Here is a 26,105-nt window from a genome sequence, read left to right as displayed (position 1 = left end):
TTCACAACACACAAATATTAACTTTTAATTAACATCCGGTTGAATACCATAATTCCAGACCAGGTTCAATATCCTAAAACCGAAGAAAAAAGAGCGGAATAAGCATTTAAACACATTATACACAAACGTTTGCGCAGTTTTAAGTGGCGATAAAAGATCTGATTTGCGAAATTACTTCCTTACCTTTCGATTCATCAGGCTTAATATTATCAGCGCTGGTGAATCATCAAAATGAACCAAAACCTAAACCACTAAATGAAAAAACACATCTTATTTTCCTTAGTATTGCTTGCAATAGTAAAATTATCTCTAGCCCAGGAAGGTATTACAAAGCCCACTCCCTCTTCAAAACCTGGCAAATACCAATTAGAACAAATAAATCGTAAATACGGAATGTTTATTCATTTCGGCATCAACACTTTCCATGATGAAGAATGGACCGACGGAACATTACCGCCAACATCTTATAATCCATCTGCAATTGATGCAGAACAATGGGTTAAAACAGCTAAAGATGCCGGGATGAAATATGTAATACTTATTACTAAACATCATGACGGGTTTTGCCTTTGGGACAGTAAGTATACCACCTATGATGTAAATAGTTCTGCCAACAAGACTAACGTAATAGAAGCCGTTGCAAAAGCATGCAAAAAGTACGATATAGGTTTAGGATTATATTACTCTTTATGGGACAGACATGAGAATGCGAAAACCGAGGAGACAACTCTGGACAAAGCGTATAATGATTTTATGGTAAATCAAATTAACGAGTTAATTGCTATAACTCAGAAGTCCAAAACTAAAGTTGTAGAGTTTTGGTTTGATGGAGGCTGGGTAAAACAAAACAACAGATGGCCTGCTGCTGAGATCTATAAAGCAATAAAATCTAAAGAACCCCAATGCCAAATAGGAATTAACTGGTCTATAGGTGCACCTGGAAATCCTGATCAGCACATGGTTTTACCTGCTCAGCAAAAAGAAGGCTATCCTATCAGATACTTCCCAAGCGATTTTAGACTAGGTGACCCATACCTCCCTGCAACGCCTGATCCAAAAATATTCTCTCACAATAATGAGAATTACTATATGCCCTGGGAATCCACCATATGCATAAGTTCAAAGTGGTTTTATAACACCAAAGACACTACTTACAAGTCTATAGACAAACTGGTTGAGGATTATAAAATAACTACTGCCCAAAATAATATCTTAATTTTAAACACACCTCCCAATAGAGAAGGAAAAATAAGGCAAAAAGATATTGAACTATTGATGGAATTAAAAAAGCTAATTTCTAAATAGGCATTTCCCAGATAGGTTTTCCGTATCCTGCTGTCAGAATACGATCACGGCTTTTACCAAGCCGTTTTCAAAAGCGATAAGGTCTGAAAACCTATCTTTCACTTCTTCAAATTTCAGTTTGTGCGTGATATAATTTAATGGCTTTATCTGCCCATTTTTTATGCACGAAATCACATGCTCAAAATCAACTGGCAGTGCATTGCGGCTACTTAATAGTGTTGCTTCCCTTTTATGAAATTCGGGGTGACTAAAACTTATTTCCTGTTTTTGTAAGCCTATCAAAACAAAACGAGCGCCATGGGCCATATACTGAAATGCATTATTTATAGCTTTCAAATTTCCTGTACAATCAATTACAACCGTAGGCATATCACCATTTGTAATTGATTTTAATCGTTCAAAAACATCGTCAGACACGGCATTTATAACATGCTTTACTCCCAGCTTATCTCTGCAAAATTCCAAACGCTGCATGTTGGTATCCAAAGCAATTACCTCTGCTCCGGCTATCCTGGCAAAATCCATAGTTCCTAAACCTATAGGCCCGGCACCTACAACCAGAACAAATTCCCCAGGTTTAACGCCTGCTCTTCTGATTCCATGAGCGCCAATGGCTAGTGGCTCCACCAATACCAGTTCATCTTCACTCAAACCTTCACCTGCTACCAAGGCATAATCAGGAACAAGAATGTATTCACTCATTGCGCCATCTATATGCACACCGCAGACCTTCATTGTTTCACAGCAATTGGTCTTTCCGTTGCGACAGGCAATACATTCACCACAATAAAAATATGGGCTTATTGTAACCTTATCTCCTTTGTTAAATAAACTTTTCCCTGAAGTTTCAGCAATTTCGGCTGCAATTTCGTGCCCCAGTATTCTAGGATAATTAAAAAAAGGCTGGACACCTTGATAAGCATGATAATCTGTACCACAAATACCTATTGCTTTAATCCTCAACTTAGTATAGCCTTCTATAAGCTCTGGTGATACTTTATCTATATATTCAAACTCTCCTGGTGTATTACAAACTAATGCTTTCATTTATTTAAAGGTATCGATATCAACTGTTCCTCTTGCATAGCTTTCCAAAAAGCTTGCGGAATTTTCTTATTTACCATCATTATATTTTCTTTTATTTTCTCTGGACGGGTTGTATTTAAGGCGATGCTGCTTACCCCCGGTATGTTAAATCCAAAATCAAAACACACCTCGGCAGGTTTAACATTAAATTTACTACATAAGGCAAAAAAATTGCTTCTCCATTGGTAAAGTGCTTCACCTTCTACAGTGTGTTTGTTTACTTTTTGATAATTGTAAAAATCACTCCCTATTAAGAATCCCCCATTAAATACGGCCGAATTAATAACTACAATATTCTTCTCCTTTAAATTAGCAATAAATCTGACTAAATCTTCTGGATGTGACTTTACTGTTAAGCTATTGGCAATCATTACCCAATCCAACTCTACATCAGCAACAACACGCTCAATTACCTTCCAGTTCTTAGCTCCAATACCAATTGAAGTTACTAATTCCTGCCTTTTTAATTCGGCAAGTGCCCTATATGCTTCAAGAATATCCTGATACTTTTGTTCCTCCTCTATCTCATCTTTTGCCGCAGCTAAATACTCATCAGGATCATGAACAGAAACCATTTTTGCCGAATAAATACCTAGCAAACTATTTCCCTGATCAAAACATTTCATAATACCATCATAACTAATTTGCTGAACAGCATCATTTTTCAAGTCAAACCAAATGTCTTTTTCAAAGGTGGGTTCTGGAGTTAGCAATTCGGTTTGATACCACCCCAGCTTATTGCATATCACTACATCATCTGGGTGAACATGTAAATCTGCCAAACTCTTACCCAAAACTTCCAACGCCAAACCGGCTCCATACTTACCGGCCGTATCGAACAAAGCTTTTCCAAAAGAATGCTCAATACATTCCTTTATTATATTCCGCTTGGTTTCATAGCTTAGGGACTGATACAAATTCCCTAAACTACTTGTACCAAAAATTATTGGTGGCAGTTCTCCGCCATTTTTCTTGATTTGTTCTTTTTTTACAGATAACATCCAATAGTTTTGTAATTGATAATATAAAGGAAGCGTGTTTTAAAACATAAAATATGATGTGTTTATCCATTTATTAAGTTATTTTAACATAAATAGTATTAAAATATTTTTTTGAAGTATATTTTGGCTATAATAGTAAGAGATGAAACCGCAACACCTAACTATTCCGAACAGTGCAGATCATTCTTTTAGTGTAAGAAAAGACATGATTCCAAATATCAATAACAGATGGCATTACCATACTGAAATAGAATTGATCTGCTTTCATAAGGGCACGGGCACTCAGTTTGTGGGTGATAACATTAAGAGATTTGCGCCTGGAGATATTGTTTTGGTGGGAAGCGATTTACCTCATTACTGGAAATATGACTCCCCTTATTTTGACGATGCCGGATCAAAAGAACCATATTCTACGGTAATTCATTTTTACGATGCCTTTATTGGCGAACGATTTCTACATCTTCCTGAAACCAAGCCCATTAAAAACATTCTCGAAAAGGCCAAGAGAGGGATTCTCATACAGGAAAAAAATGCCTTAGAAATAGCTGCATATATTGAGAAAATATATCAAAGCGATGGCATAACTAAAATAATAACGCTTCTTGAATGTTTAATGGCAATAGCAAACCTTCCTCAAATTGCGCTGCTTTCTTCTATAGGTTTTAAATACGATTATAGTGCATCTGAAAATGAACGAATGAATAACATTTACAATTTTGCGCTAAATAATTTCAAGAAAAAAATTCAGTTGGAAGAAATAGCTTCTGTTGCAGACTTAGTTCCAAATTCCTTTTGCCGTTATTTTAAAACCCGAACCGGTAAGACTTTTTCAAAATTCCTTGTAGATATAAGAATTGGCTATTCCTGCAAGTTAATTCTTGAAAACAAAATGGATATTAAGCAGATATGCTTTGAGTCGGGCTTTAACAATTTTGCTTCTTTTCACAAAAGTTTTAAAATGATCACGGGAAAGACTCCAAAGCTTTATCGTCAAACCCATATGTTAACTTAGCGGATACTATCTTCCATGGAAACTATTAAGTGTTGCCGTTTTCCATTTAATATAGCCTAGCAATGCGCATTGATCAGCCACAATGGTTTCTATCTTCAAGGGAACGTCGTTTACTATTTTCCAACGGATTCCATATTTATTATTATAACCTATATAGATTACCAGATCTTCAAACAGAGGTTCAACAGATTCCAATTCTATAAGGTGTATTTCTTTTAACTCGGTAGCCAAACGACGTAATCTTTCATTCATAACTTTAGCAAGCGGCGCAGCAGGAATAGATTCTGGTTCTATAATTGGAAGTACAGTAACGGTCATAACAATAATTGAAATACTACAAATATTAGCAAATATAAGAATATTAACATTGGTATCTACATTTAAGTGTTCTCTTGATGTAATTTTTAGAAATTATTGATGAAAATAATTAAATTAAGCGGATGAAAAGAGCCTATCTATGCTTACTGGTAAGTGGTTTAACCCTTAATGCCATAGCCCAAAACAACCAAATAAACACAACAACTGAGTTAAATAAATTACGCTTGATACAAGACCTGCCTAAATATTGGAAGGATACCAAAGTAAAGCAGGTCTCCTCTTACGATACCACAGGAAACAATGATGATGGGTTTAGCGGCAAATATTCTTTTATACGCAAAAATGCGGATAGCTCATTAGTGATATTTGAAGCTAAAGGAAACGGGGTAATCAATAGGATCTGGACGCCAACACCGAATAATGATATGCTTGATTTTTATTTCGGAGGATCAGCAAAACCTAACTTTTCAATTCGTTTTTCAGATCTTTTCTCAGGCAAAGTATTTCCTTTTATTTCGCCATTAACAGGCAATGAACTTGGCGGCTATTTTTGTTATTTTCCAATCTCATTCAAGAATGGCTGCAAAATCGTTTCGGGAGGTAAAAAGATGGAATTCTATCAAATTCAATATAGAAGCTATCCCAAGAATTACCAGATTAGAAATTTTAGTTCTGAACTTAATGAACAGGAAAAACTTGTATTAACTACGCTTGGTGATGATTGGAACAAAGTGGCTAAGCTAAATAGCAAACCGATCCATACTGAAAGTATATTAACCCCCTCCAAATCAGTTACCATTGCAGATATAAATGAAGGAGGAAGAATAACTGGTATAAAATTGCATCATGCCGATTCTTTTAGAGGTCTAAATAAAAATGTGTTAATTAAGATGAGCTGGGACGATGAACAACCGGCAATATTTATGCCTGTGGCAGATTTCTTTGGTTATGCCTTTGGCAAAGAGTCTATGCAAAGTCTGCTACTGGGCTCGGCTGACAATACCAATTACTGCTACTTCCCGATGCCCTTTACTAAAAAGGCAAAAATAGAACTTTTACAACTTCAGGGTACTCCTGGAACAGCATCAACCCCGATAAATATTGAGGCAGATGTTTACGTGGAAGACACCAAATATGAACCTTCAAAAGAAGGTAAATTCTATGCCTTTTGGAATCCGGATAAAAATACTAAACCAGAAACACCTCATTTATTCTTAGAGGGAAAAGGCAAGGGACATTATGTGGGGACAATTCTTCAAGCTCAGGGGCTTAATCCGGGAATGACATTATTCTTTGAGGGTGATGATGTAACTACTATAGACGGTGAGATGAGAATGCATGGAACAGGCTCGGAAGATTATTTTAATGGTGGATGGTATGCTTTGCTTGACCGTTGGGACAGAAAAATGAGCCTACCACTTCATGGCTCTCTTGATTATTCTTTGCCATACGCCAGAACCGGAGGATACAGGCTATTTATATCGGACAAAATGCCTTTTGAAAAAGAAATAAAACACACTATTGAACATGGTCCGGAAAAAAACAATAAACCTGGAGATTATACTTCTGTAGCATTCTATTATGCAGACAAATCAATTAACAGTAACCTTGTTTTACCAACCGAGGAACTAACCAAGGTGTACATACCCGACACGCTTATGGTTTATCCTCAACTAATGCAATATACTATTGGGGGCGCGGTAAAAATAGATGGAAACATTTTACACGCTACGGGTAGCGGACAAGTAAAGATAGATCTTAGTGAGCTGCCTAAAGGTCATTACAAATTGTATGCTGATATGGAAAAATCTGATGACGGAGCTGAAATTACCATATGGCAAAGGCAAAAATTGGTAAGTGAGCCAATTTCTTTTTATACGGAGAAACGCCAATCTTTTCCAAATTCCTATCTCTGTGATATTGATCTGGATGACTTTAAAAATGCGATAACCTTACATTTCAAGCGTGATGATAAAAAATCTATTGTCAACATACATAGACTAATATTAGTTCATCAAAAAACTAACCAATAGACTTAAGAAGCCCATGATCTGCTGCAATTTTTATTAATGAAGCCACATTCTTGACTTCAAATTTTTGCAGCAGATTTCTTCTGTGGGTCTCTATTGTTAACGGGCTCACGAAAAGGTGTTTCGCCATTAATGCCGTTGTTTTTCCTTCGGCTATTAGTTGTAATACTTCTTTTTCTCTTTTAGTGAGTTGGGGTATTCCTTTCAGATCATTGGCAGACGGACGAGCTAGAATTTCTTTTACAGCCTTGCTAAAGGCCACTTCTCCATTAAGAGCTTCGTAAATACAATTAGTCAATTCTTGCACTGAAACATTTTTCAGTAAATACCCGCTTGCTCCATTTTGGAGCATTTGCATTACTATACTTCGTTCGCTGTGATTACTCAAAGCCAAAACACACGTATTAGGAGATACACTTTTTATTTCTTTACATACATCCATCCCATTACTGTCGGGAAGCATGATGTCCAGTAATACTATATCAACTTCGTTGTTCTTTAAAAACTCAATAAAATCGCTGCCTGATGTAAAACAGCCTGTTACATTGATATCACTATTATTGGTAAGTATCATTTGGAGGCCTTGGACAACAATAGGGTGATCATCAACAATGGCAAGGGAGATTTTTCGATTCATTTCGGTTAAAAATAGATATCATTTCGGAACTCAGTTTATAAGCAAAAAAAATACCAGAAAACCAGTAGAAGAAAAACCATGTTTAACGGGATTGTCTTCCTTGAAAACATAAAATATTTTTGCGGTAGAAAATTTAAATCTAATACCTATGAAAATTTTATCATTAAAAAAATCGACGCTTAAAATTGTGACTATGCTAGTAGCGGTAGTCATGTTCGCATCATGCGGAAAAGACAAGGATGGTCCTGATCAGTCAAGCAGTTACCCCAAAGAAGTAACGATCGAGTACAGGGTAACAACAACTTCTGGATTGGCTAAAATAAACATTTCTTACACTAATGAAACCGGCGGTCATACAGTATTGTCGGATTCACCCATTCCTTTTACAAAAAAATTCAAAAGAACTGTTAATATGGGGGATGGAGCTAACGTTGGAGTAACATCCTATGCTGCAGGTACGGTTAAGGTTGAAGTATTGGTGGATGACAAAGTGGTTAAATCAGAGGTGTTTTCTGGAAATGAAATCATTTCCGGCAGTGTAACCTTTCCATTTATCTAAGCCAAAACTATTTCTAAATAAAACGCTCGGTATATCCATCGCAACATTATGCGATGGATTTTTTATTTTATACTACTTGAATTCAATTCCACATTAACTACGGTACCCTCGTCAATTATAGATTCTATATTCATTTTTCCTTTAAGCAAGGCTATCCTATTTCTGATATTCAGCAATCCCATGCTTTTTGTTCTGCCCGCAATTGTCGGATCAAAGCCAGTCCCGTCATCTTCTATTGTTATATAAAAAGAATCCTCATTCTGACTACATTGAACTATAATATTTTTTGCCTTTGCGTGGCGAATTGCATTAGATAGTAACTCCTGCACTATTCTATATATAGTGAGCTGCGTTTTAGTAGAGATCTTCTCTTTAACACTTAAAGCCTGGAAGCTGATTTTAATATCGTTTGTCATTACCGACTCACACAAATCTTTCAACGCTGTTTCCAAACCGAACTTTAAGAGCGTTTCGGGCATCATATTTCTGGCTATGTGCCTTAGTTCTTTCACAGAGTTGTCAAGTTGACCAATGATTCGATCTAATTCAACATTATTAATATTAGCGCCCTGATTCTCTGCCCAGCCGGAAAGGTTAATTTTTACACCAGCAAGCATCCCTCCTAAGCCGTCGTGCAAATCCCTTGCTACTCTTGTTCGCTCTCTTTCCTCCCCTTCCAGCATCGCGTTGGTTGATATTAGCTTTGCTTTATTTCTATAGTAGTACAAAATAAAAATTGCAATCGCGATCAGGAATATAACCGCACCACCAAGTAACCAATTGGCAAGCCTGGTGTTTTTTGCCGACAACGCAGCCTTTTGATTTTCGGCTTCGAGTTGAGTAATCATCTTTTGATTTTCGGCATTTCTGAATTTAGCCTCCAGGGCATTAATATTTTCCTTTAGTTTACTATCATTCAGACTGTCACTTGTTTTGCTATAAGCAGTAGACCATTTATAAGCCTCTTCCATTAGTCCCATGCTTGCGTTGGTTTTAGCCAACTGATCGTAAATAGCTTTTCTACTGTTTACATCCGCCGCAAGCGGGCCTTCCCTCAATAGCCCTAATAAAACCTCTTTAGCTTTCTTAAATTCTTTTAATCTAACAAATACCTCATATTTCCTGAAAACAAGCATCTGCCAAAGCATAGTCTGGTTGTATTCTTTTGCTAACGGTATACCTTTGTCAAGACTCATCAGCGCCTTGTCAAACTGGTTTGTTAAGGTTAGGTAAATTGCTTCGTTATAATAATAATTCGGATAGTTAATGGATTTGGGGTATCCCTTCAACATTTCACCTGCCTTGTCAAGTACTTTTTTTGCTTCAGTTTTTTTCTCCTGATAACAGTAATTGCTGGTTGCAGCTAAATAAGCGTGCAGTAAAATTGATGAATTTGGATATTTACTTTCCAATAAGCTAATTGCTTTATTATTATAAATTTCAGCTTTTTCAAACTGGCCATTATACATTAATAGCGTACCCAATTGCGAATAATAGTGGGCGGTTTTTTCAGCATCACCTGCTTTTTCAGACAAGGGTATTGCTTTGTTAATTGCGATATCAATTACAAAAGCATCGCCCTTTTCAGTTTTCTTCATTATGGCATAATTATACCATGCTGCAGATCTGAACTTGTAAACTTCTTTATCTTTAAAAGCAGCTAATTCTTTCTCGGCATTCATAAAAGCCTCAGCGGCTTTTGAAGTATTACGTGTAAAGTAATACTGACCTTCATAAAATGGGTAAAGCGCCTTAACCAATGGATATTTACTTCCCATTGCCTTCCCTTTTATTAAATATTCTTTACTCTTAACGGTATCTTTTGATCGCCAATAATCCGATAATAAATAGCTGGTTCTGGCTTTGATGCTATCAGATTGTTTCGATTGCAAAATGGATTGCAAACTGTCGGTATATGATTTTTCGTTGATTGGTAGTATCTGTTGAGCGTTTGTCTCAAAAGAATTGTTCATTATTATACCAAAAACAAGTAAAATCCAATTCTTATTTGTTTTTTGCATTTCTACAAATATTTTAAAATTCAATAGGTAAAAGATATAAGTAAACTTATAAATCTTTTATTTCTTTCTTCATATATATCCCAATCTGTCTTTCAACATCATGCTCACTTCTACTCAAAGATTCAATAATTCTATGCTGCTCAGCACTTGTTTTATTTTGGCTTAATTTCTTACTGGCCTCAAACGAAGAAACTTCAATTTCAAAAGCCACAATTCCGTTTAGCATTTTCAATTTATACTCTTCAGGCAGCTTATTCCATTGAGTCATATAATCAGCTTCAAAAGCATTTATTGATTTTTCCATAACTTCAAGCATATGGGTGGTTTCACTTAGAATACGTGCTTTGCCATAAGCGTGGACCGCTATGTAATTCCAGGTAGGCACATTTAACTCTTTATCATAAAGCTTCGGCGAGATATACGCATGTGGCTCTGAAAACACCACCAGCACCTCATTATTCAATAACTCTTTCCATTGCGGATTAGCTTTTGCAAAATGGCCTATCAAAATAGTTTTATCTCCTCTTTTCTCTATTACAAAAGGTAAATGGCTCGCATTAGGACGATCGTTGTTCGAGGTTACAATAGCAGCAAAGCTATATTGGGTAATAAATTCAATGATTTCATTTTCATCTGTTGTCAGATTTTGCTTAGATATATACATATGGTAATGGTAAATGGTCTCAAATTTATACATTTTACTCCACGGTCATATTATTTCAGCACATTTCATTATCTTGTACATTTTATCAACACACAAACCAAATGAACATGAAAATTAAACGTCTTAGTATCCTTGCCATTCTCCTCTCCGTTTCATCACCTTATTTATTCGCACAAAACTTAACCTCACATCCAAGTAATCTATTTGCGGCAGACGATGCTAAACTTATATCATCTGATTTTAGTTTTACGGAGGGTTGCTCTGTTGATAAAAATGGAAATGTGTTTTTCACAGATCAACCCAATGATAAAATATGGAAATACAGTACTGACGGGAACCTTTCCATTTTTCTTGATAAAGCTGGTAGAGCCAATGGTACATACTTCGACAAAAAAGGAAACCTGATTACCTGTGCTGATGAAAAAGGTCAATTATGGTCAATAAGCCCATCAGGAAAAGTAAAGGTTATCATGAATGACCTGGATGGCAAACAATTTAACGGACCAAATGATATTTGGATTCATCCAAACGGGGATATGTATTTCACAGATCCATATTATCAACGTGATTACTGGACAAGAACTTCACCAGATCTTAAAAGTGACGATGTCTATTACCTTGCAAAAGGCAGCAAAAAGCCAAAAATAGCCGCCGATGGCCTGGTAAAACCAAATGGAATTGTTGGCACACCAGATGGCAAATATCTATATGTATCGGATATTAATGCAGGAAAGACTTACAAATATGCTATCGAAAAAAATGGTGAACTAACCGGAAAACAATTGATCATTAATAAGGGATCTGACGGTATGACACTCGATGAAAAAGGCAATGTTTATCTTACTTTAGGACAAGGTGTTTTCATATACAATCCTGCAGGAGAGCTCATTGCCGAATTAAAGATAAAGGACGGGCCAAGTAACGTGTGTTTTGCAGGGAAGGACAGGAGCATATTATTCATTACTGCTCGCAAAACCATATATACGCTACCAATGAAAGTTAAAGGGGTGGAATAATCCACCCTCTCTTACTCAAAAGTCATAAATACCGAATTACCTTCTCCAAAACTCATTCTCAACATCAATATCCTCTGAGTAAACCACAACATTATTGATTAAACCGTTCCCTACAGTATACACATCAATATTGTCTATATCCAAAACCTGACCGTTTGGGCGTATGGCCTTCCAATGAACAAGACAAGCAATACTGTTTCCATTTTCGGCAAGCACTTTTATTTGTGTTAAAGCCAATGTGTTAGAGGATAGCTCAAACATTTGACCAACCATTTGAAATACCTCGTCAGCATTGCTTTTAAATCCTGAAACCACATTATCTCCGGGTTGCGACCATTTTACTTCCGGATGCAACAATGCCCCTAATTTCGCTGTATTTCCTTTTTGCACTGCAGTTAAAAATTCTGTAACTACATTCATCGCTTGATTTTCCATGTTCTTTGATTTTAAATTGTTAATTATTGTCTAATGCAAAGAAAGTGCTCACAAGGATGTTTATCCTTACCAATAAATGACAAGGAGTTGTCTTTTCACGACAAACATATTTAATGAATAACTAAATCTATAACTTTACTAAATGGAAAACCATCAGCACCGTTTTATATTGAGCCTACTTGCTTATTATGCACAAAGAGATCTTGATGTCAAAAAATTATGCAATCTGTCAGGCATCGATTTTAAATCTTTGAGGGAAAACAAAACGGTAAATTTTGGTCCAAAACAATGGAATGACATTTGGCTTAATGCAGTTCAGAACAGCCGAGATTCTTTATTTGGCCTCCATTTTGGAGAATCAATGCAATTAGCGGCACTGGGTGCCGTTGGGGAAGTCATTAAAACAAGCACCACTATTGGCGATGCTTTAACCCAGGCATCAACATTAACACATTTAATAACTGATCTGTTCAGTATGAAAGTGAATTTGAAATCAGATGTATTTGACATCATTTTCAATCCGGATAAAAAGGTAGACCATACAAATCTGGCTTACAAACAAATGGTAGATTTTTTCATGGCATTTACTATTCATGAATTGGATGGTTTGCTTTTAGAAAAAATAAAACCTCTAAAAGTAACATTTCCATACGAGATCACACACGATCAGGAATACGAGCGTGTTTTACGATGTAAACCTCAGCGAGGCGACGGCTATTGTATTCAATTCGACAAAAAAATCTGGGATGATATAATTATTACTGGTAATTACAGCATACAACAAACGCTGTTACAGCATATTGATCAATTATCCAATACCCAACCGGATAAGTTCGAAATGATGGTTTACAATTATCTTTTAGCAAAATCTTACCTCGGTATTTCATCAATAAAAGATGTGGCGGCAAACTTTAATATGAGCGTGCGCACCTTACAGCGAAAATTGGAGGAAGAAGATACAGGTTTTCAGTATATAGCGGATCAGGCAAGGAAACAACTGGCCTTAAAATATCTTAAATCAGGGGAACATCAAATAAAAGAAATCTCATACCTGCTTGGCTACAACGAATTAAGTGCCTTTACAAGGGCCTTTAAACGATGGACAGGCGCTCCACCGACATCCTACTAATTAAAGGTCAAATCGTACCCTGAGTTTTTCTTCTTCAAGATCAATCAGCCCCTGCAATTTCCTAATCACGTCTTCATCCGTATCCTGCTCTTTATTTAGCGCTGTCAGAAATAGCCGTTGTTTAATTAGTAACTGAAGGTAAACATCTTGATAATCTTTCGCTTGATGATCATATTGTGGATGTTCGAAGGCCAAATCATTCTCTAATCTAGCCCTGATCTGTTGTAATCCCGGGCTGACTTTAACCCTTTCAGAATGATTAGCATCCAGATATTGCATACTGTGTTCGGCAAGCATTTTTCTTATTCTTGAGTCCTCTTCTGATTCAGGAAGGTGGTTATCAGGATCTGACATATTAACCCATTTAATCACATAAGGAAGGCTTATTCCCTGTACCACAAGCGTTAAAAGAATCACCGTAAACGTGATGAATAAAATAAGATTTCGTTGAGGAAACGGGACCCCGTTACCCATATATGCCGGTATTGATAATGCTGCAGCTAAGGAAACCACACCTCGCATACCTGCCCAGCCTATAATAATCGGTCCTTTCCAACCCGGTCTGTTATCGGCTGTGGTTATGTAGCGGCTGATAAATACCGTAAATACAGAAGCCCCAAGTGTACTCAGTATCCTGGTAACAATAAGCACTAAAGTAATCAGAACGCCGTAACCAATAGCGGCTCCTAAACTTACGTTTCCGAGCTGATTAACGATTACCGGCAATTCCAGACCAATAAGCATAAATACAAGCCCATTTAACACAAACCCAAATGCAGACCACACATTAGCACCCCGCAATCTGCTACTGTGACTTAGGAACAAGTGACTCTTTGAGGATAGAAAAAGCCCACCACTTACTACTGCCAGCACGCCTGAAAAATGAAAATGCTCAGCAGTAATGTACATGACGTAAGGAGCAGTTAACGTAAGTATGATATCGATATTCGGATCAGTTGGCATCCATTTATGAACTGCAAAATACACTAGTCCTACTGCTATTCCAATTAGAACGCCCATTAAAACTACAATAACAAAACTCAATGCAGCTTCATGAAAAACAAAGCTTCCGGTACTAACCGCGATAATAGCAAAACGAAATACAATTAAACTTGAAGCGTCATTTAGTAAACTTTCACCTTCCAATATGGCAGTGATGCGCTTGGGAACTTTTATTGTCTTTAATATAGAGGTTGCCGACACTGCATCTGGGGGAGAAACTATTCCTCCAAGTAATAAACCCAAAGCCAATGTAAACCCTGGTATGATCATTTGAGATACCAGGGCAATCACCAGCGAAGTAAGCAATACAATCAAAAAGGCAAAACTCGTAATTACCCTTCTCCATCGCCAGAAATCTTTCCAGGAGGTATACCAGGCTGCCTCATATAGTAATGGAGGAAGAAAAATAATAAATATAAGTTCAGGGTTAATGCTAATTACGGGCAGTCCGGGTAATAAACTTATTGCAAGGCCACCAACCACAAGCACTATCGGATAGGCAATTTTCAACTTCTGGGCAAGCATTACCAGAAAAAGTATTACAATAATTATAGCAATGTACGGAATAACAATCTCGATCATAAGTCAGGGCGTATTTCCTTCTAAAAATACATTATAAACCAATAAGCTACAACCCGTTATTCGGCTAATCTATATTACATTAGAAGGTTCCGCTTAAAGAAAGCCCCATACTATGCTGCTGATAGGATGGCATTACTGTATAATTAAAACTTCCCTTTCCTGTAATCAGCTTTTTCAGTTTAGGATATAACAAGTACGACAATTTAGTAGAAAGAATACCAAATCCCGCCCCTGCAACCACATCGCTAGCCCAATGTTTATTGTTATACGTTCTGAGTACACCGGTTGCAATTGCGACCGTATACCCAGCGTAACCGTACCAAGGCGAAACATCTTTATATTCCTGTTTGAGAAATTCAGCGGCAGCAAATGCATTGGCTGTATGACCAGAAGGAAATGAAGTATATCCCGAACCGTTAGGCCTGAGTCTGTGAGTAGCTTTCTTTAATGCCGTTACACTTCCGCCCATAATTGCAGATGATAATACATATAAACCAGTAGCATCAAGCAAAGAATGCTTGCCTTTTATGCCTAAGAGATTAAGCCCATAAACTGCCGCAGCCGGGGCAAACTGCATATAATCATCCGCATGTGCTGCAAACAAAGGATGGTCTTCCTGCAACTCATCCTTAGTGCTATAATCAAGTCGCCTGATCACATTATCACCGGTTAATGATACCACACCGTAACCAATAAATACTGCTGGAATAATAAAGGCTGTAACTTTGGGTTTATAATTACTCGAAACCATCATACTGGAGTCTGACCTAAAATTACCCTTTTCCTGTAATGTATCCTGAGTTTGGGCAAAAATAAGCCCGGGTATTGTGAACAAGACCAATATAACTAATAATTTCCTATACATCTTCTAATCGTTTTATTCCCTCCAAGGAATTTCAAATTAAAGATGGGATACAATTTTGGAGAAATACTGTAGATAAACATAGAATGTTTTTTATCTTTAATACAATCACTTATAAATTAAATCATTATGAAAAGGCACATCATCTTGTTAATACTTGCAATCAGTATTTCCTTTACTACAGCTCAGGCCCAAATGAGTGCTCTTACTGGCGCATGGGAATTCAGCAATGGAACAGATCAGCATCAGCTTTTTTTTGAAGATGGCTATTTCATACATACCATACACCAGGCTGATAAGTTTATAATGTCTCGCGGGGGTAGTTATGAAGCAAACAATGGAACCATTAAAGCAAAGGTGTATTTTAACAGTTCAGATTCATCCAATGTTGGAGGCGAACTAAATGTTCCATTTGAAGTTTCTGCGGATAAGCTATCTATGGATGTACCAGACGGACGTGTTAATTTCAACCGTGTAGATGATGGAAAAGCGCCACTTGCGGGCGTATGGCGCATAACTGGCAGAATGCAGGAAGATGGCAAGGTTGCTGATATTCATCAAACCGGCTCCCGCCAAACTTACAAGCTCCTTACAGGCAAGAAATTTCAATGGGTAGCTATTGACCCCGAGAAAAAAGAATTTTCTGGCACCGGCGGCGGTTCATATACTTTTAAAGATGGAAAATACACAGAACAAATAGAGTTTTTCTCAAGAGACAATAGTCGTGTTGGGGTTTCATTAGTATTTGATGGAAAATTGCAGGATGGCAAGTGGCATCATAGTGGATTGAGCAGTAAAGGAGCTAAAATCTATGAAGTATGGAGTAAGGTTGATGAATAGGTCTACTTTTACTTAACTGTAAGTAAGGTTACAACACCATCCATTGTTGCCAGTAAAACAGATTTTTTACTGATAACGTTTACGGTGTTTACCATAGAATTATCTACTTTGTGTGCCCAAACTGTTTTCTGACTAACAGGATCAAAAGCATATACTACACCGTTTCTTGTTCCAAAGAAAACTTGTTTATCTTTTGCAATTAGCATAGAGGGCGTATGCTCATACCCAAATCCCATGTCTAAACGCCAAAGAACACCCGGATCTGTAGTTTGTGTTTTATAAGCTACTACTTCATTGTTCATTGTTTTGCCAAAAATAAGACTACCATCTTCAGATATACCTATTGATTCTCTCACTGTAGCCTCTTTGTTCCTCCATAGAACATTGCCATTATTAACATCCAACGCGGTAAGTACCCTATCTGGTGCAGCAAAATAAACTACGCCATCCTTCGCTACTGGAGTACACATCGCCGGAGAAAACATACGATTAGCACTTCCATTGTTCCACTTCCAAAGTAACGTACCATTGCTTTCATTTAAAGCATATAAATGGCGCCCCCAAGAGCCAAAAAGCACCTTGCCCTGATATATTAAAGGTTTGCCTACAATGGCCCCTTCTACCCCATCAAAACTCCAGATTTGCTTACCGGTTTTAGCATCAATAGCTCTAAAATTATGATCACTTCCTCCAATATAAACAACTCTGCCATCAGTAACCGGCGCACCTAAAACAGATGCTCCAGTTTTAATTTTCCATATCTCCTTTCCACTATTCAGGTCCAAACCATAAATACAACCATCACCAGAACCCAATACAATAACATTACCTACAATTACAGGAGAAGAATAAATAGCACCACCGGTTTTAAATCCCCATTTTTTGCTGCCATCTTTTATGGATAATGCCTCAACCTCACCAATGCTATTTCCAAACACCACCAGTTTCTTAGTAGCAGCTGGAGTCAGTACCACATTTGCACTTGCATGATAATTCCAAGTCTGTTTAACCTGCGGATAAGTGGCATTTATCTCATAAGATGGTCTTACTATTTTACCACTGCTATTGGCAATAAATTTACCCAAAGCAATACCACGCCAGTTAGGTTCTATCGCCAATCCGGGCTTTTTAACAGCAAACAAGACAGAATCACTTCGCATTGTAACCACATTGTATCCCCCGACACTATCTTTAGCTCTCAAATTAGAGCGTCCCATGGTTGCGGGTACTCCTTCAAAATCCATTGCCTGGTTTGCATGGCCATGGCCGCAAATCGCATATTGAATATTGTATTTTTTAATCCTGTCTGTTGCTTCGTACCAATTATCCAAACTATTATCAATAGGATAATGATTGATAAATACAATTGGCATATCTGCTGGTGTTTTCTTTAAAACTTCATCAAGCCAGACTACGGCATCTCTTGGAATGTGTCCGTCCGACATCCTCACATAAGGACCCGATGCACAGGCAATAAATCGATACCCATTATGATCAAATGTAAATTTATCATTTCCAAATTCACGAATAAAGTCTACTCCACCCGACTCCGACCAACCTGTATCATGATTACCAGGAATAACATACCATGGCTTTTTAAGTCCGGTTAAAATCTCCTTTGCAAGCTTAATTTCCAACTTAGTTCCCATTTCAGTTACATCACCCGTAACGATAATAAAATCAAGGTCATTCTGTTGATTAATATCATTTACTGTTCTTCTCAAATCCTCCTCACCAGTTTCAGTGCCAACATGTGTATCTGTAACAAAGGCATACTTAAATGCTTGAGCATTCACATTTAAAAAGGAAGCAACAACTATTATAAAAGCAATAATATATCTCATACCATGACCAGTTTTAGGGCAGGTCAATTTACATTTTTCTAATCACTTGACCTGATTTGTTACAAGAATGTCTCAATTAGGACACCAATAATTCATAAATTGCCCTTCAGTTAACATACAAGACCTTAAGAATTATCTTATGCAAAAGTTCCTTACCATCGCCCTGTTGGCATTTTTTTCTTTACAGGTTAAAGCACAATCCAAATTAAACGTTGTATTGGCTGGCCTTAGTCATGATCACGTAAACCTGATAATGGATAGCTACAAAAAAGGAGAGGTAAACATCATTGGTATTGCAGAAGAAAACCAGGTTTTAGTAGAAAGATTTAAAGCCCGCTTTAAGTTTGCTGATTCAATATTTTTCACAGACTTAAAAGAGCTCCTGAAACACCGTAAACCTGATGCAGTACTTGCTTACAATGCGATAGAAGATCATTTAATGGTAGTAGAGGCAGCTGCTCCTCTTGGTATTTCTGTTATGGTAGAAAAACCTTTAGCTGTATCTGTAAGACATGCTGAGCGTATGGCCGCACTAGCCAAACAATACAAAATCCATTTGTTAACCAATTACGAAACCACATGGTATCCAAGCAATCAGGAAGCATACACCCGAATTAAACAAAGCAGTGCTATTGGAGACATTAGAAAAATAGTTGCACATGATGGCCATGAAGGACCTAAAGAAATTGGGGTAAGCAAGGAATTCTTAAATTGGCTTACAGATCCAAAAAAGAATGGTGGAGGTGCGATTATAGATTTTGGTTGTTATGGTGCAAATCTTATGACCTGGCTAATGAATGGAAAAGCGCCCATTTCAGTTACTGCATTAACACATCAGATAAAAAAGGATGTTTACCCGAACGTTGACGATGATGCAACAATATTACTCGAATATCCAACGGCAACTGGCATCATAGAAGCTTCATGGAACTGGCCGTTTAGCATAAAAGACATGGAAGTATTTGGAAAAACAGGATACATACAGGCAGTAAACTCAAATACACTTCGTACCAAGGAAAACGGAAAAAACAACTATCAGCTAGAAGAAGCCAAACCTTTAGCGCCGGCGCATAGCAACCACCTTAACTATCTTGCTGCAGTGCTGAAAAATGAAGTAAAACCCGAAAATGATCTATCATCACTAAACAACAATCTGATTGTAGTAAAAATATTGGAGGCAGCTAAACGCTCAGCTAAAGAAGGGCGTAAGGTACCTATTAACTAAATTAATTCACCAAAAGCTATCTATTTACCAGCTTCATTGAACCCTCATTGTAGCGCTCACCTGTATTTGGATAACGAAGGAGTAGTTCATCGATGATTTTTAAGTCGTTGGCAGATAATGTAAGATCAACCGCCCCTACATTTTCTTCAAGGTATTTTCTTTTCTTGGTTCCCGGGATAGGAATTACATCATCGCCTTGAGCCAGTACCCATCCAAGTGCCAATTGGGCCGCTGTACATCCTTTTTCCTGTGCCAGCTTTCCAAAATCATGCGCAAGCCCTTCATTGTTCTTTAGGTTATCCCCGCTATAACGTGGAAGTGTTTTACGGAAGTCGGTATCATCAAGCTGTTCCACATTTAAAGCGTTAGTTACCAAACCTCTTGCCAGCGGGGAATAAGGGATAAGTGTAATCCCAAGTTCACGCACGGTACTCAATATCTCACCTTCCACATCTCTGGTAAGCAACGAATATTCACTTTGCAACGCCGTAATTGGATGCACTGCATGAGCTCTACGGATAGAAGCGGGCGATGCCTCGCTCAATCCAAGATACCGTACTTTACCTTCTTTTACCAGCTCTGCCATAGCTCCGACTGTATCTTCAACCGGAACGTCTGGATCTATCCTGTGAGCATAATACAAATCAATTGTATCTATTTTTAAACGTTTTAAGCTATTTTCTACAGCAACCTTAATCCATTTTGGTGAACCATCAAAGTAAGTTCCAGAAGCATTACTTGATCCTGCAATGTTATCTTTAAATCTGAATCCAAATTTAGTAGCAATAAAGACCTTATCTCTATTGGGAACTAAAACTTTAGAAATTAGTTCTTCATTATTTCCATTTCCATACATATCAGCAGTATCCCAGAAATTAATTCCAAGATCAAGCGCTTTATGAAGTGTTGCAATACTTTCTGTATCGTCAACAGGGCCATAAGCAAAGCTCATTCCCATACAGCCCAAACCTATCGCCGATAGCTGTTCTTTTGTTTTACCCAAATTCCTGTATTTCATAACTTTTAGATTTTATGATCCAAAATTACCTAATTACCAAGATCGGTAGTTTAAAGGATTCAAACAGATCATTATAAAATTCAAACAGCAATATTTCTAATCTCTTTTGGTGTACGCTGGGTTTGTTTTTTAAAGAAGTTATTAAAATAAGCAGGATATTCGAAGCCAAGCCCATAAGCTACCTGAGCAACATTCCAATCTGTATGCTGCAGCAAAGCGATGGCTTCTTTTACTATTCTGGATGAAATGTGTTCGGTGGTTGTTTTACCTGTAACCTCTTTAACAGCACGATTAAGGTGATTTACATGAACGGAAAGATTTTCAGCATAATGATTGGCAGTTTTTAACTGGAGTCCCATTTCAGGTGTATCTATAGGAAATTGCCTTTCAAGTAATTCCAGAAATAAACCTGCTATCCTTGAGGAAGCATTGGTATTTTTTTCAAAATTCAGAGCAGGTTGCAATTTCATGGCCTCATGAATAATGAGATGCAGGTAATTACGTAACAGATCATACTTATGAATATAATCTGAGGATACTTCAGAAATCATTTTCTTAAAGATGACCGAGATTTCTTGCTGCTGCTCGTCATTTACAAAGAATATTGGTGATCCCCCTATTTTAAACAACGGTGAATCCTGTAGGGTTCCTATTTTTTCATTAGAGTGTATAAACGCCTCTGTAAACAAACAGAACCAGCCTTCCTGATCATCTGAAGCTGCTTCCCACGAATATGGAATTACCGGATTTGAAAAAAGTAATGCAGGCCTATCAATTTCAATCCATTTATCGGCATAATGTAATTTGCCCTTACCTATTATAAGTGATACTTTATAAAAATCACGTCTTATGTAAGGGGCATTGTTAAGGCATGATCTACGCTCAAACACATTAAAATGCCCTGCGCCAGCATTGTGAAGTGAGAGTCCTAACGGATTTGCCTGTGGTACCCGGCTATAAAACTCTTGTAGAGATTCAATTTGTTCCATTCAACAAAAATTATAAAATTCAAACAGATATAAAGTTGCGATTTCTTACAATTTCCTCCGTCGTCTTCATGTCATTAAATACCGTCTGCAATTTAATTTATTAAAAATGGCGCTTCAATTGTATCTGCATCCTTAAGTACAAGATCTGTTAATGATTGGATTAACTTATTTACAAGACCTAAGGTTAACTGATCGGTTATATTACCCTGCTCGTCTATTTTACTCTTAATACCTGGAATTAAAAGCTGTGTATCTACTGTCATCTTTGACTCTATAATTAAAAGTGTACCCAATAAAGAAGCATGCGCTTTTTCTCCAGATAATGACGCGGTGATTAATGCGACGGGTTTTTTAGAAAATTCCATTGACGAAACCGTCCAGTCAATTGCATTTTTTAAAGTACCAGGCACTCCCATAGCATACTCTGGAGTACAGATCAATATTGCATCCGCAGTTTTAAGATGCTGCCTGAAATCGGCAACTTGTATTGGTGGTGTCTCCAGATCGAGATCAGGATTAAATTGAGGAATATCAGATAGGCCTTCAAAAATGTTTATTTCAAAAATATCAGAAGTTAACCGAGCAATTCCTTTTATCAGATTAAGATTAGAAGATGTCTTTCTAGTGCTTCCGGAAATGGCTATTACTTTAATTTTACGGGACATAATAAGTTTTTTCTGTTTTGTACACTAAAGTCTATTAGCAAGTCTCTTATTAATTTCGTCAAGCAGATACTCTTTGGGATCCGATGAATACTCCCAAAACATTACTCCCGCCAGACCATGTTCTTTTACATACTTGCATTTATTCTTTACGGATTGCTCATCTTCATAGGTAATAAAAGTCTTGTTCTTTTCATTAAAAAGATAAGGCGCTTTTGCCCCCTTATCTACAAATCTTTTGTAACCATTTTTATTAATAAGGCTATCTTTTAAAAGTGTATAACCCTTTCCAAATTGACCAGAAACAACTTTATCTCCAAGCCCTTTCTTACCACTTTCATCAATTTTAAAATTGCGGCCATAAAATGCTATTCCCATAACTAATTTATTGGCAGGAACACCCGCAGCTATAAAAGCTTTTATCGTTTTATCAGCAGAGCTATTAGACGCTATCTTTTTTGAATCGTATAAATTAGCATGATGACTGGCCGTACCACCGCCAGTATACAAGTCGTAGGTCATCAGATTAACGTAATCCAGATATTGTTGAGCTTTCCCCATCTCTGAGGTATTCAAAAAATCAGTAAAACCACCAACAGCAGTACTAAGAAGCTTCTTTTGACCTGTCTCCTTCTGAAGTACATCTAATTCTTTACGGATCGCCTGAAACATTAATGTGAAATTCTGCTTATCCTCGGGTCTATACACATTACCTTCTTCTCCTGCCCGGGCAGGATACTCCCAGTCGATGTCTACTCCATCCAGATTATACTTTCTTATAATATCTACTGAACTCTGTGCAAATTCAGCTCTGGAGGAATCGGTTAATACCGCATCCGAAAAGTTCTCACTCCATGCCCATCCACCTATTGAAATAAATATCTTAAGATCAGGATTCTTTTGTTTTAACAGATTTAATTTTCTAAAATTTACCGTATCCGTCTTCAGGTTTCCTAAAAATGCACTATTGCCTTTTACATTTACAAAGGCATAATTTATATGCGTAAGTTTTTGGGCAGCAATCTTATCGGTATTTATTAACCCTCTAAATCCGGCAACGTATCCAATTATTACTGGTTTACTTTTTACGGGATCTGATTGAGAAAATGCATTAGTTACCAGGAGTAAAATGGTGGTTAAGCCACAAACAGAGAACTTGAGATACTTTTTCATAAACTTAAATAGGAATATAAATATAATCCTATTTAAGTAATTTAACCTCATAAAGATCATTACGCCTGTCCTTAAGTATCCTAACGGTACCAAAATGATGAATTTCATCAAGCAGGTGCAGGTCAACATCTACAACCAACATCATTTCTGTATTGGGTGTCGCTTCAGCTTTAACAGCATTGGTAGGAAAAGCAAAGTCAGAAGGTGTAAATACTGCCGATTGCGCAAACTGAATATCCATGTTGTTTACTTTAGGCAAATTCCCTACACAGCCGGCAATAGCCACATAGCATTCGTTTTCTATGGCTCTGGCTTGTGCACATCTTCTTACTCTGGTGTATCCATTTTGAGTATCGGTAAGAAATGGAACAAATAGAATCTGCATTCCCTGATCGGCGTAGATGCGGCTCAACTCCGGGAATTCGACATCATAACAAACCAGAATCCCTACTTTCCCGCAGTCGGTATCAAATACCTGAATTTTATCACCCCCAACCATACCGTAATATTTCCGTTCATTTGGAGTAATATGAATCTTTCTATATTCATCTGTTTTTCCGTTTCTGTGGCAAAGATAGGTGGCATTGTACAGCTTATTATCTTCTAATATTGGCATACTGCCCGAAATGATATTTACATTGTATGAAACCGCATATTCCTGAATTTTAATAACAATCTCTTCGGTAAGTTCTGCAAGTTTACGCATCGCCTCCATTTCTGGTAAGTGATTGTAAGGCTGTAAAAGCGGAGTATTAAAAAATTCCGGGAACATAATAAAATCGGATTTGTAACCGCTCACAGCATCTACAAAAAATTCTACCTGCTCATAAAAAGCATCCATGGTAGGGAAAAGACGCATTTGCCATTGAACCAGTCCTATACGAATGGTTTTTGCAGATCTTGCCGAAGCATCAACTCCCTGATAATAAATATTATTCCATTCAATCAGCGTTGCAAATTCTTTAGATTCATGATCGCCCGGAAGGTAGTTTTTTAATACCTTTCTTACGTGAAAATCATTAGATAATTGAAAGGTAAGTGTTGAATCGTATAACTCCTTAGCTTTTACTTTATCGATATACTGTCTTGGGCTTAGTGTATCGGCATGTTCATGATAGCCGGGGATGCGCCCGCCGGCAATGATGCTCTTTAAATTTAAGCTTTCACAAAGTTCCTTTCTGGCTTCATAAAGCCTGCGGCCTAAGCGCAGACCGCGATATTCAGGCGAAACAAAGATTTCTATTCCATATAAGGTATCTCCATTGGGATCATGGGTAGAAAATGTATACCTACCGGTTATCATTTGATAGGTGTGTTTATCTCCATACTCATCATAGTCCACTATAATAGATAATGAGCAGGCCACTACTTTCTCGTCTACAGCAATGCACAACTGGCCCTCAGGAAATAATTTTAATAGTTTAGCGATAGTTTGCTTGCTCCAGATTTGTCCTCCCAGGGTATCATATGCCTGCTCCATAGATTCCTTTAGGTCACTATAATCTTCGAGCGTCAATTTTCTAATTTCAATATTCATGAGTACGTGTTGTTATACTTGCTAGTGCACATAAATAGTGCCTGAAATATATTTTGAAACAGAATTACCCACCCTGCAAAGCCATATTCCAAGAACTTCTTACTATATTTAGCAAGGTGCGATAGATTGAATTTAAACCAGCTTAAATGTGCCAAAACCATTCAACCAAAAGATAAAATGTTAAAAATTAAAACATTAAGACTGATGTTTACTTTTTACATGAGCTTTTTCACTACAGCTTTTGTATTAACTTTGGTGTCGGCATACATGCTATCCAAACTTGGTTCAGAAGCTTTCACTTTAATATTTTGGTTTAAAATAATTACCTACGGGATAATTATCTATTATATAAATAACTACAAAAATAAGGAGTTTTATTACTATCAAAACTTGGGAATACCTAAGCTTACTTTATGGATAGGTACCTTAACCTTCGACTTCCTGTTATTTGTTGCCCTTTTAATTTACGCCGTTAAATGATCCATAAACTTGAAGCCGATAGCATATTCCTTGAATTTGGTTCAAGAAGGATCTTATCTGATATTTATTTAAAGTGCGAAACCGGCAAAATAACTGGTTTGCTCGGTAGAAATGGAAATGGTAAAACATGCTTAATGAACATTATCTACGGCAATCTAAATGCTAACAGTAAATCCATTCGCTTTGACGATTTAACGGTTCAGGCTGCCTATAAGAGGCCTGATTTACTCCTATATCTTCCGCAGTTTAACTTTATACCACAAACTTTAACTTTAAAAAGAGTATTTGCCGACTTTGATCTGGACTTTTTTGAATTCGAAAACCGCTTCCCGGATTTTAAATCCAACTATAAAAGCGCTTTAAAAAGTCTATCTGGCGGCAACCGAAGGCTAGTTGAAGTATACATTGTACTAAAGGCAAAATCTAAATTCGCCATGCTGGATGAGCCTTTTTCACACCTGAGCCCCATAATGATTGAGGCAATCATGGAACTAATGAACGAGGAAAAGAAAAATAAAGGATTATTGATTACAGATCATATGTTCAGAAACATAATCGAGATCAGTGATAGTCTTTACGTTTTAACAGGAGGAAAAACCCATCTGACAAAAGCCGTTGAGGAACTTGAATTTTTAGGATACGCAAAGGCTTAGCACTACTCGTAATTGATATATCATA

At 37.2% G+C, this 26,105-nt stretch carries 25 protein-coding genes; 10 read left to right on the top strand and 15 right to left on the bottom strand.

Annotated elements, in window-relative coordinates; all coding sequences use genetic code 11:
• Nucleotides 1-255: 255 nt before the first annotated feature.
• Complete coding sequence (locus HQN86_RS19000; protein WP_172662474.1) at nucleotides 256-1,305, top strand: alpha-L-fucosidase; 1,050 nt, start codon at nucleotides 256-258, stop codon at nucleotides 1,303-1,305.
• 33 nt (nucleotides 1,306-1,338) lie between these two features.
• Here the strand turns inward: HQN86_RS19000 and HQN86_RS18995 are convergent, their stop codons facing one another.
• Nucleotides 1,339-2,352: a zinc-binding alcohol dehydrogenase family protein gene (locus tag HQN86_RS18995; RefSeq protein WP_172662473.1), complete on the bottom strand. Its 1,014-nt coding sequence runs from the start codon at nucleotides 2,350-2,352 to the stop codon at nucleotides 1,339-1,341.
• Nucleotides 2,349-3,392, bottom strand: coding sequence for an aldo/keto reductase (locus HQN86_RS18990; RefSeq protein ID WP_172662472.1), 1,044 nt, complete (start codon nucleotides 3,390-3,392; stop codon nucleotides 2,349-2,351). Before HQN86_RS18990 ends, HQN86_RS18995 begins: the two co-directional genes overlap by 4 nt.
• A 142-nt stretch (nucleotides 3,393-3,534) precedes the next feature.
• Here HQN86_RS18990 and HQN86_RS18985 point away from each other — a divergent pair, with 142 nt between their 5' ends.
• Nucleotides 3,535-4,404: an AraC family transcriptional regulator gene (locus tag HQN86_RS18985; RefSeq protein WP_172662471.1), complete on the top strand. Its 870-nt coding sequence runs from the start codon at nucleotides 3,535-3,537 to the stop codon at nucleotides 4,402-4,404.
• Nucleotides 4,405-4,410: 6 nt separating this feature from the next.
• On the opposite strand, the gene HQN86_RS18980 is transcribed toward HQN86_RS18985, so the two are convergent.
• On the bottom strand, nucleotides 4,411-4,722 hold the full coding sequence (locus tag HQN86_RS18980; RefSeq protein ID WP_172662470.1) for a hypothetical protein: 312 nt from the start codon (nucleotides 4,720-4,722) through the stop codon (nucleotides 4,411-4,413).
• A 122-nt stretch (nucleotides 4,723-4,844) separates the two neighbouring features.
• Here HQN86_RS18980 and HQN86_RS18975 point away from each other — a divergent pair, with 122 nt between their 5' ends.
• Nucleotides 4,845-6,755 carry a glycoside hydrolase family 172 protein gene (locus HQN86_RS18975; RefSeq protein ID WP_172662469.1) on the top strand — a complete coding sequence of 637 codons (1,911 nt, stop codon included), beginning with the start codon at nucleotides 4,845-4,847 and terminating at the stop codon, nucleotides 6,753-6,755.
• Here the strand turns inward: HQN86_RS18975 and HQN86_RS18970 are convergent.
• Complete coding sequence (locus HQN86_RS18970; RefSeq protein ID WP_172662468.1) at nucleotides 6,745-7,389, bottom strand: response regulator transcription factor; 645 nt, start codon at nucleotides 7,387-7,389, stop codon at nucleotides 6,745-6,747. The genes HQN86_RS18975 and HQN86_RS18970 overlap by 11 nt on opposite strands.
• Before the next feature lie 148 nt (nucleotides 7,390-7,537).
• Here HQN86_RS18970 and HQN86_RS18965 point away from each other — a divergent pair, with 148 nt between their 5' ends.
• Nucleotides 7,538-7,948 (top strand): hypothetical protein, encoded by a 411-nt coding sequence (locus HQN86_RS18965; RefSeq protein WP_172662467.1) that lies wholly within the window; start codon nucleotides 7,538-7,540, stop codon nucleotides 7,946-7,948.
• A gap of 62 nt (nucleotides 7,949-8,010) precedes the next feature.
• On the opposite strand, the gene HQN86_RS18960 is transcribed toward HQN86_RS18965, so the two are convergent.
• The gene (locus tag HQN86_RS18960; RefSeq protein ID WP_172662466.1) at nucleotides 8,011-9,969 is read right to left on the bottom strand and encodes a sensor histidine kinase; all 1,959 of its coding nucleotides are present in this window, start codon (nucleotides 9,967-9,969) and stop codon (nucleotides 8,011-8,013) included.
• Nucleotides 9,970-10,015: 46 nt separating this feature from the next.
• Nucleotides 10,016-10,633 carry an FMN-binding negative transcriptional regulator gene (locus tag HQN86_RS18955; protein ID WP_172662465.1) on the bottom strand — a complete coding sequence of 206 codons (618 nt, stop codon included), beginning with the start codon at nucleotides 10,631-10,633 and terminating at the stop codon, nucleotides 10,016-10,018.
• A gap of 107 nt (nucleotides 10,634-10,740) precedes the next feature.
• On the opposite strand from HQN86_RS18955, the gene HQN86_RS18950 reads away from it, so the two are divergent.
• Complete coding sequence (locus tag HQN86_RS18950; protein WP_172662464.1) at nucleotides 10,741-11,649, top strand: SMP-30/gluconolactonase/LRE family protein; 909 nt, start codon at nucleotides 10,741-10,743, stop codon at nucleotides 11,647-11,649.
• A 36-nt stretch (nucleotides 11,650-11,685) separates the two neighbouring features.
• Here the strand turns inward: HQN86_RS18950 and HQN86_RS18945 are convergent, their stop codons facing one another.
• Nucleotides 11,686-12,084, bottom strand: a complete 399-nt coding sequence (locus tag HQN86_RS18945; RefSeq protein ID WP_172662463.1) for a nuclear transport factor 2 family protein — start codon at nucleotides 12,082-12,084, stop codon at nucleotides 11,686-11,688.
• Between the two features lie 142 nt (nucleotides 12,085-12,226).
• Between HQN86_RS18945 and HQN86_RS18940 the strand changes: the two genes are divergently transcribed.
• Nucleotides 12,227-13,213: an AraC family transcriptional regulator gene (locus HQN86_RS18940; RefSeq protein WP_172662462.1), complete on the top strand. Its 987-nt coding sequence runs from the start codon at nucleotides 12,227-12,229 to the stop codon at nucleotides 13,211-13,213.
• Here HQN86_RS18940 and HQN86_RS18935 read toward each other — a convergent pair whose 3' ends face one another.
• Both HQN86_RS18935 and HQN86_RS18930 read right to left on the bottom strand, forming a co-directional pair.
• Nucleotides 13,214-14,797, bottom strand: coding sequence for a Na+/H+ antiporter (locus HQN86_RS18935; RefSeq protein ID WP_172662461.1), 1,584 nt, complete (start codon nucleotides 14,795-14,797; stop codon nucleotides 13,214-13,216).
• A 79-nt stretch (nucleotides 14,798-14,876) separates the two neighbouring features.
• Nucleotides 14,877-15,662 carry a phosphatase PAP2 family protein gene (locus HQN86_RS18930; protein ID WP_246269692.1) on the bottom strand — a complete coding sequence of 262 codons (786 nt, stop codon included), beginning with the start codon at nucleotides 15,660-15,662 and terminating at the stop codon, nucleotides 14,877-14,879.
• Nucleotides 15,663-15,788: 126 nt separating this feature from the next.
• Here HQN86_RS18930 and HQN86_RS18925 point away from each other — a divergent pair, with 126 nt between their 5' ends.
• On the top strand, nucleotides 15,789-16,499 hold the full coding sequence (locus HQN86_RS18925) for a membrane or secreted protein (protein ID WP_172662460.1): 711 nt from the start codon (nucleotides 15,789-15,791) through the stop codon (nucleotides 16,497-16,499).
• Nucleotides 16,500-16,507: 8 nt separating this feature from the next.
• Here HQN86_RS18925 and HQN86_RS18920 read toward each other — a convergent pair whose 3' ends face one another.
• The gene (locus tag HQN86_RS18920) at nucleotides 16,508-18,343 is read right to left on the bottom strand and encodes an outer membrane protein assembly factor BamB family protein (protein WP_172662459.1); all 1,836 of its coding nucleotides are present in this window, start codon (nucleotides 18,341-18,343) and stop codon (nucleotides 16,508-16,510) included.
• A gap of 139 nt (nucleotides 18,344-18,482) precedes the next feature.
• On the opposite strand from HQN86_RS18920, the gene HQN86_RS18915 reads away from it, so the two are divergent.
• On the top strand, nucleotides 18,483-19,568 hold the full coding sequence (locus HQN86_RS18915) for a Gfo/Idh/MocA family protein (RefSeq protein ID WP_172662458.1): 1,086 nt from the start codon (nucleotides 18,483-18,485) through the stop codon (nucleotides 19,566-19,568).
• A 16-nt stretch (nucleotides 19,569-19,584) separates the two neighbouring features.
• Here the strand turns inward: HQN86_RS18915 and HQN86_RS18910 are convergent, their stop codons facing one another.
• The 5 genes from HQN86_RS18910 to HQN86_RS18890 form a co-directional block, all read right to left on the bottom strand.
• Complete coding sequence (locus tag HQN86_RS18910; RefSeq protein WP_172662457.1) at nucleotides 19,585-20,586, bottom strand: aldo/keto reductase; 1,002 nt, start codon at nucleotides 20,584-20,586, stop codon at nucleotides 19,585-19,587.
• Nucleotides 20,587-20,666: 80 nt separating this feature from the next.
• Complete coding sequence (locus HQN86_RS18905; protein ID WP_172662456.1) at nucleotides 20,667-21,575, bottom strand: helix-turn-helix domain-containing protein; 909 nt, start codon at nucleotides 21,573-21,575, stop codon at nucleotides 20,667-20,669.
• Between the two features lie 92 nt (nucleotides 21,576-21,667).
• Nucleotides 21,668-22,240, bottom strand: a complete 573-nt coding sequence (locus HQN86_RS18900; RefSeq protein ID WP_172662455.1) for an NADPH-dependent FMN reductase — start codon at nucleotides 22,238-22,240, stop codon at nucleotides 21,668-21,670.
• 24 nt (nucleotides 22,241-22,264) lie between these two features.
• On the bottom strand, nucleotides 22,265-23,410 hold the full coding sequence (locus HQN86_RS18895; RefSeq protein ID WP_172662454.1) for a glycoside hydrolase family 18 protein: 1,146 nt from the start codon (nucleotides 23,408-23,410) through the stop codon (nucleotides 22,265-22,267).
• Between the two features lie 28 nt (nucleotides 23,411-23,438).
• Entirely contained in the window at nucleotides 23,439-24,947 is a 1,509-nt protein-coding gene (locus HQN86_RS18890) for a bifunctional GNAT family N-acetyltransferase/carbon-nitrogen hydrolase family protein (RefSeq protein ID WP_172662453.1), read from the bottom strand.
• A 177-nt stretch (nucleotides 24,948-25,124) separates the two neighbouring features.
• On the opposite strand from HQN86_RS18890, the gene HQN86_RS26755 reads away from it, so the two are divergent.
• Both HQN86_RS26755 and HQN86_RS18885 read left to right on the top strand, forming a co-directional pair.
• Nucleotides 25,125-25,427: a hypothetical protein gene (locus tag HQN86_RS26755; RefSeq protein ID WP_216854454.1), complete on the top strand. Its 303-nt coding sequence runs from the start codon at nucleotides 25,125-25,127 to the stop codon at nucleotides 25,425-25,427.
• Complete coding sequence (locus HQN86_RS18885) at nucleotides 25,424-26,080, top strand: ATP-binding cassette domain-containing protein (RefSeq protein WP_172662452.1); 657 nt, start codon at nucleotides 25,424-25,426, stop codon at nucleotides 26,078-26,080. Before HQN86_RS26755 ends, HQN86_RS18885 begins: the two co-directional genes overlap by 4 nt.
• Nucleotides 26,081-26,105: the final 25 nt, after the last annotated feature.

Source organism: Pedobacter panaciterrae, assembly GCF_013204795.1.
In the GTDB taxonomy this organism is placed as follows: Bacteria; Bacteroidota; Bacteroidia; order Sphingobacteriales; family Sphingobacteriaceae; genus Pedobacter; species Pedobacter panaciterrae.
Note: the sequence above shows the minus strand (reverse complement) of the source record. Positions and strands in the feature narration are given on the sequence as shown.

Excerpts from the sequence above, each read along its gene's own strand:
- HQN86_RS19000 (WP_172662474.1), top strand. The coding sequence starts at position 256 with ATGAAAAAACACATCTTATTTTCCTTAGTATTGCTTGCAATAGTAAAA.
- HQN86_RS18995 (WP_172662473.1), bottom strand. The coding sequence starts at position 2,352 with ATGAAAGCATTAGTTTGTAATACACCAGGAGAGTTTGAATATATAGAT.
- HQN86_RS18990 (WP_172662472.1), bottom strand. The coding sequence starts at position 3,392 with ATGTTATCTGTAAAAAAAGAACAAATCAAGAAAAATGGCGGAGAACTG.
- HQN86_RS18985 (WP_172662471.1), top strand. The coding sequence starts at position 3,535 with ATGAAACCGCAACACCTAACTATTCCGAACAGTGCAGATCATTCTTTT.
- HQN86_RS18980 (WP_172662470.1), bottom strand. The coding sequence starts at position 4,722 with ATGACCGTTACTGTACTTCCAATTATAGAACCAGAATCTATTCCTGCT.
- HQN86_RS18975 (WP_172662469.1), top strand. The coding sequence starts at position 4,845 with ATGAAAAGAGCCTATCTATGCTTACTGGTAAGTGGTTTAACCCTTAAT.
- HQN86_RS18970 (WP_172662468.1), bottom strand. The coding sequence starts at position 7,389 with ATGAATCGAAAAATCTCCCTTGCCATTGTTGATGATCACCCTATTGTT.
- HQN86_RS18965 (WP_172662467.1), top strand. The coding sequence starts at position 7,538 with ATGAAAATTTTATCATTAAAAAAATCGACGCTTAAAATTGTGACTATG.
- HQN86_RS18960 (WP_172662466.1), bottom strand. The coding sequence starts at position 9,969 with ATGCAAAAAACAAATAAGAATTGGATTTTACTTGTTTTTGGTATAATA.
- HQN86_RS18955 (WP_172662465.1), bottom strand. The coding sequence starts at position 10,633 with ATGTATATATCTAAGCAAAATCTGACAACAGATGAAAATGAAATCATT.
- HQN86_RS18950 (WP_172662464.1), top strand. The coding sequence starts at position 10,741 with ATGAAAATTAAACGTCTTAGTATCCTTGCCATTCTCCTCTCCGTTTCA.
- HQN86_RS18945 (WP_172662463.1), bottom strand. The coding sequence starts at position 12,084 with ATGGAAAATCAAGCGATGAATGTAGTTACAGAATTTTTAACTGCAGTG.
- HQN86_RS18940 (WP_172662462.1), top strand. The coding sequence starts at position 12,227 with ATGGAAAACCATCAGCACCGTTTTATATTGAGCCTACTTGCTTATTAT.
- HQN86_RS18935 (WP_172662461.1), bottom strand. The coding sequence starts at position 14,797 with ATGATCGAGATTGTTATTCCGTACATTGCTATAATTATTGTAATACTT.
- HQN86_RS18930 (WP_246269692.1), bottom strand. The coding sequence starts at position 15,662 with ATGTATAGGAAATTATTAGTTATATTGGTCTTGTTCACAATACCCGGG.
- HQN86_RS18925 (WP_172662460.1), top strand. The coding sequence starts at position 15,789 with ATGAAAAGGCACATCATCTTGTTAATACTTGCAATCAGTATTTCCTTT.
- HQN86_RS18920 (WP_172662459.1), bottom strand. The coding sequence starts at position 18,343 with ATGAGATATATTATTGCTTTTATAATAGTTGTTGCTTCCTTTTTAAAT.
- HQN86_RS18915 (WP_172662458.1), top strand. The coding sequence starts at position 18,483 with ATGCAAAAGTTCCTTACCATCGCCCTGTTGGCATTTTTTTCTTTACAG.
- HQN86_RS18910 (WP_172662457.1), bottom strand. The coding sequence starts at position 20,586 with ATGAAATACAGGAATTTGGGTAAAACAAAAGAACAGCTATCGGCGATA.
- HQN86_RS18905 (WP_172662456.1), bottom strand. The coding sequence starts at position 21,575 with ATGGAACAAATTGAATCTCTACAAGAGTTTTATAGCCGGGTACCACAG.
- HQN86_RS18900 (WP_172662455.1), bottom strand. The coding sequence starts at position 22,240 with ATGTCCCGTAAAATTAAAGTAATAGCCATTTCCGGAAGCACTAGAAAG.
- HQN86_RS18895 (WP_172662454.1), bottom strand. The coding sequence starts at position 23,410 with ATGAAAAAGTATCTCAAGTTCTCTGTTTGTGGCTTAACCACCATTTTA.
- HQN86_RS18890 (WP_172662453.1), bottom strand. The coding sequence starts at position 24,947 with ATGAATATTGAAATTAGAAAATTGACGCTCGAAGATTATAGTGACCTA.
- HQN86_RS26755 (WP_216854454.1), top strand. The coding sequence starts at position 25,125 with ATGTTAAAAATTAAAACATTAAGACTGATGTTTACTTTTTACATGAGC.
- HQN86_RS18885 (WP_172662452.1), top strand. The coding sequence starts at position 25,424 with ATGATCCATAAACTTGAAGCCGATAGCATATTCCTTGAATTTGGTTCA.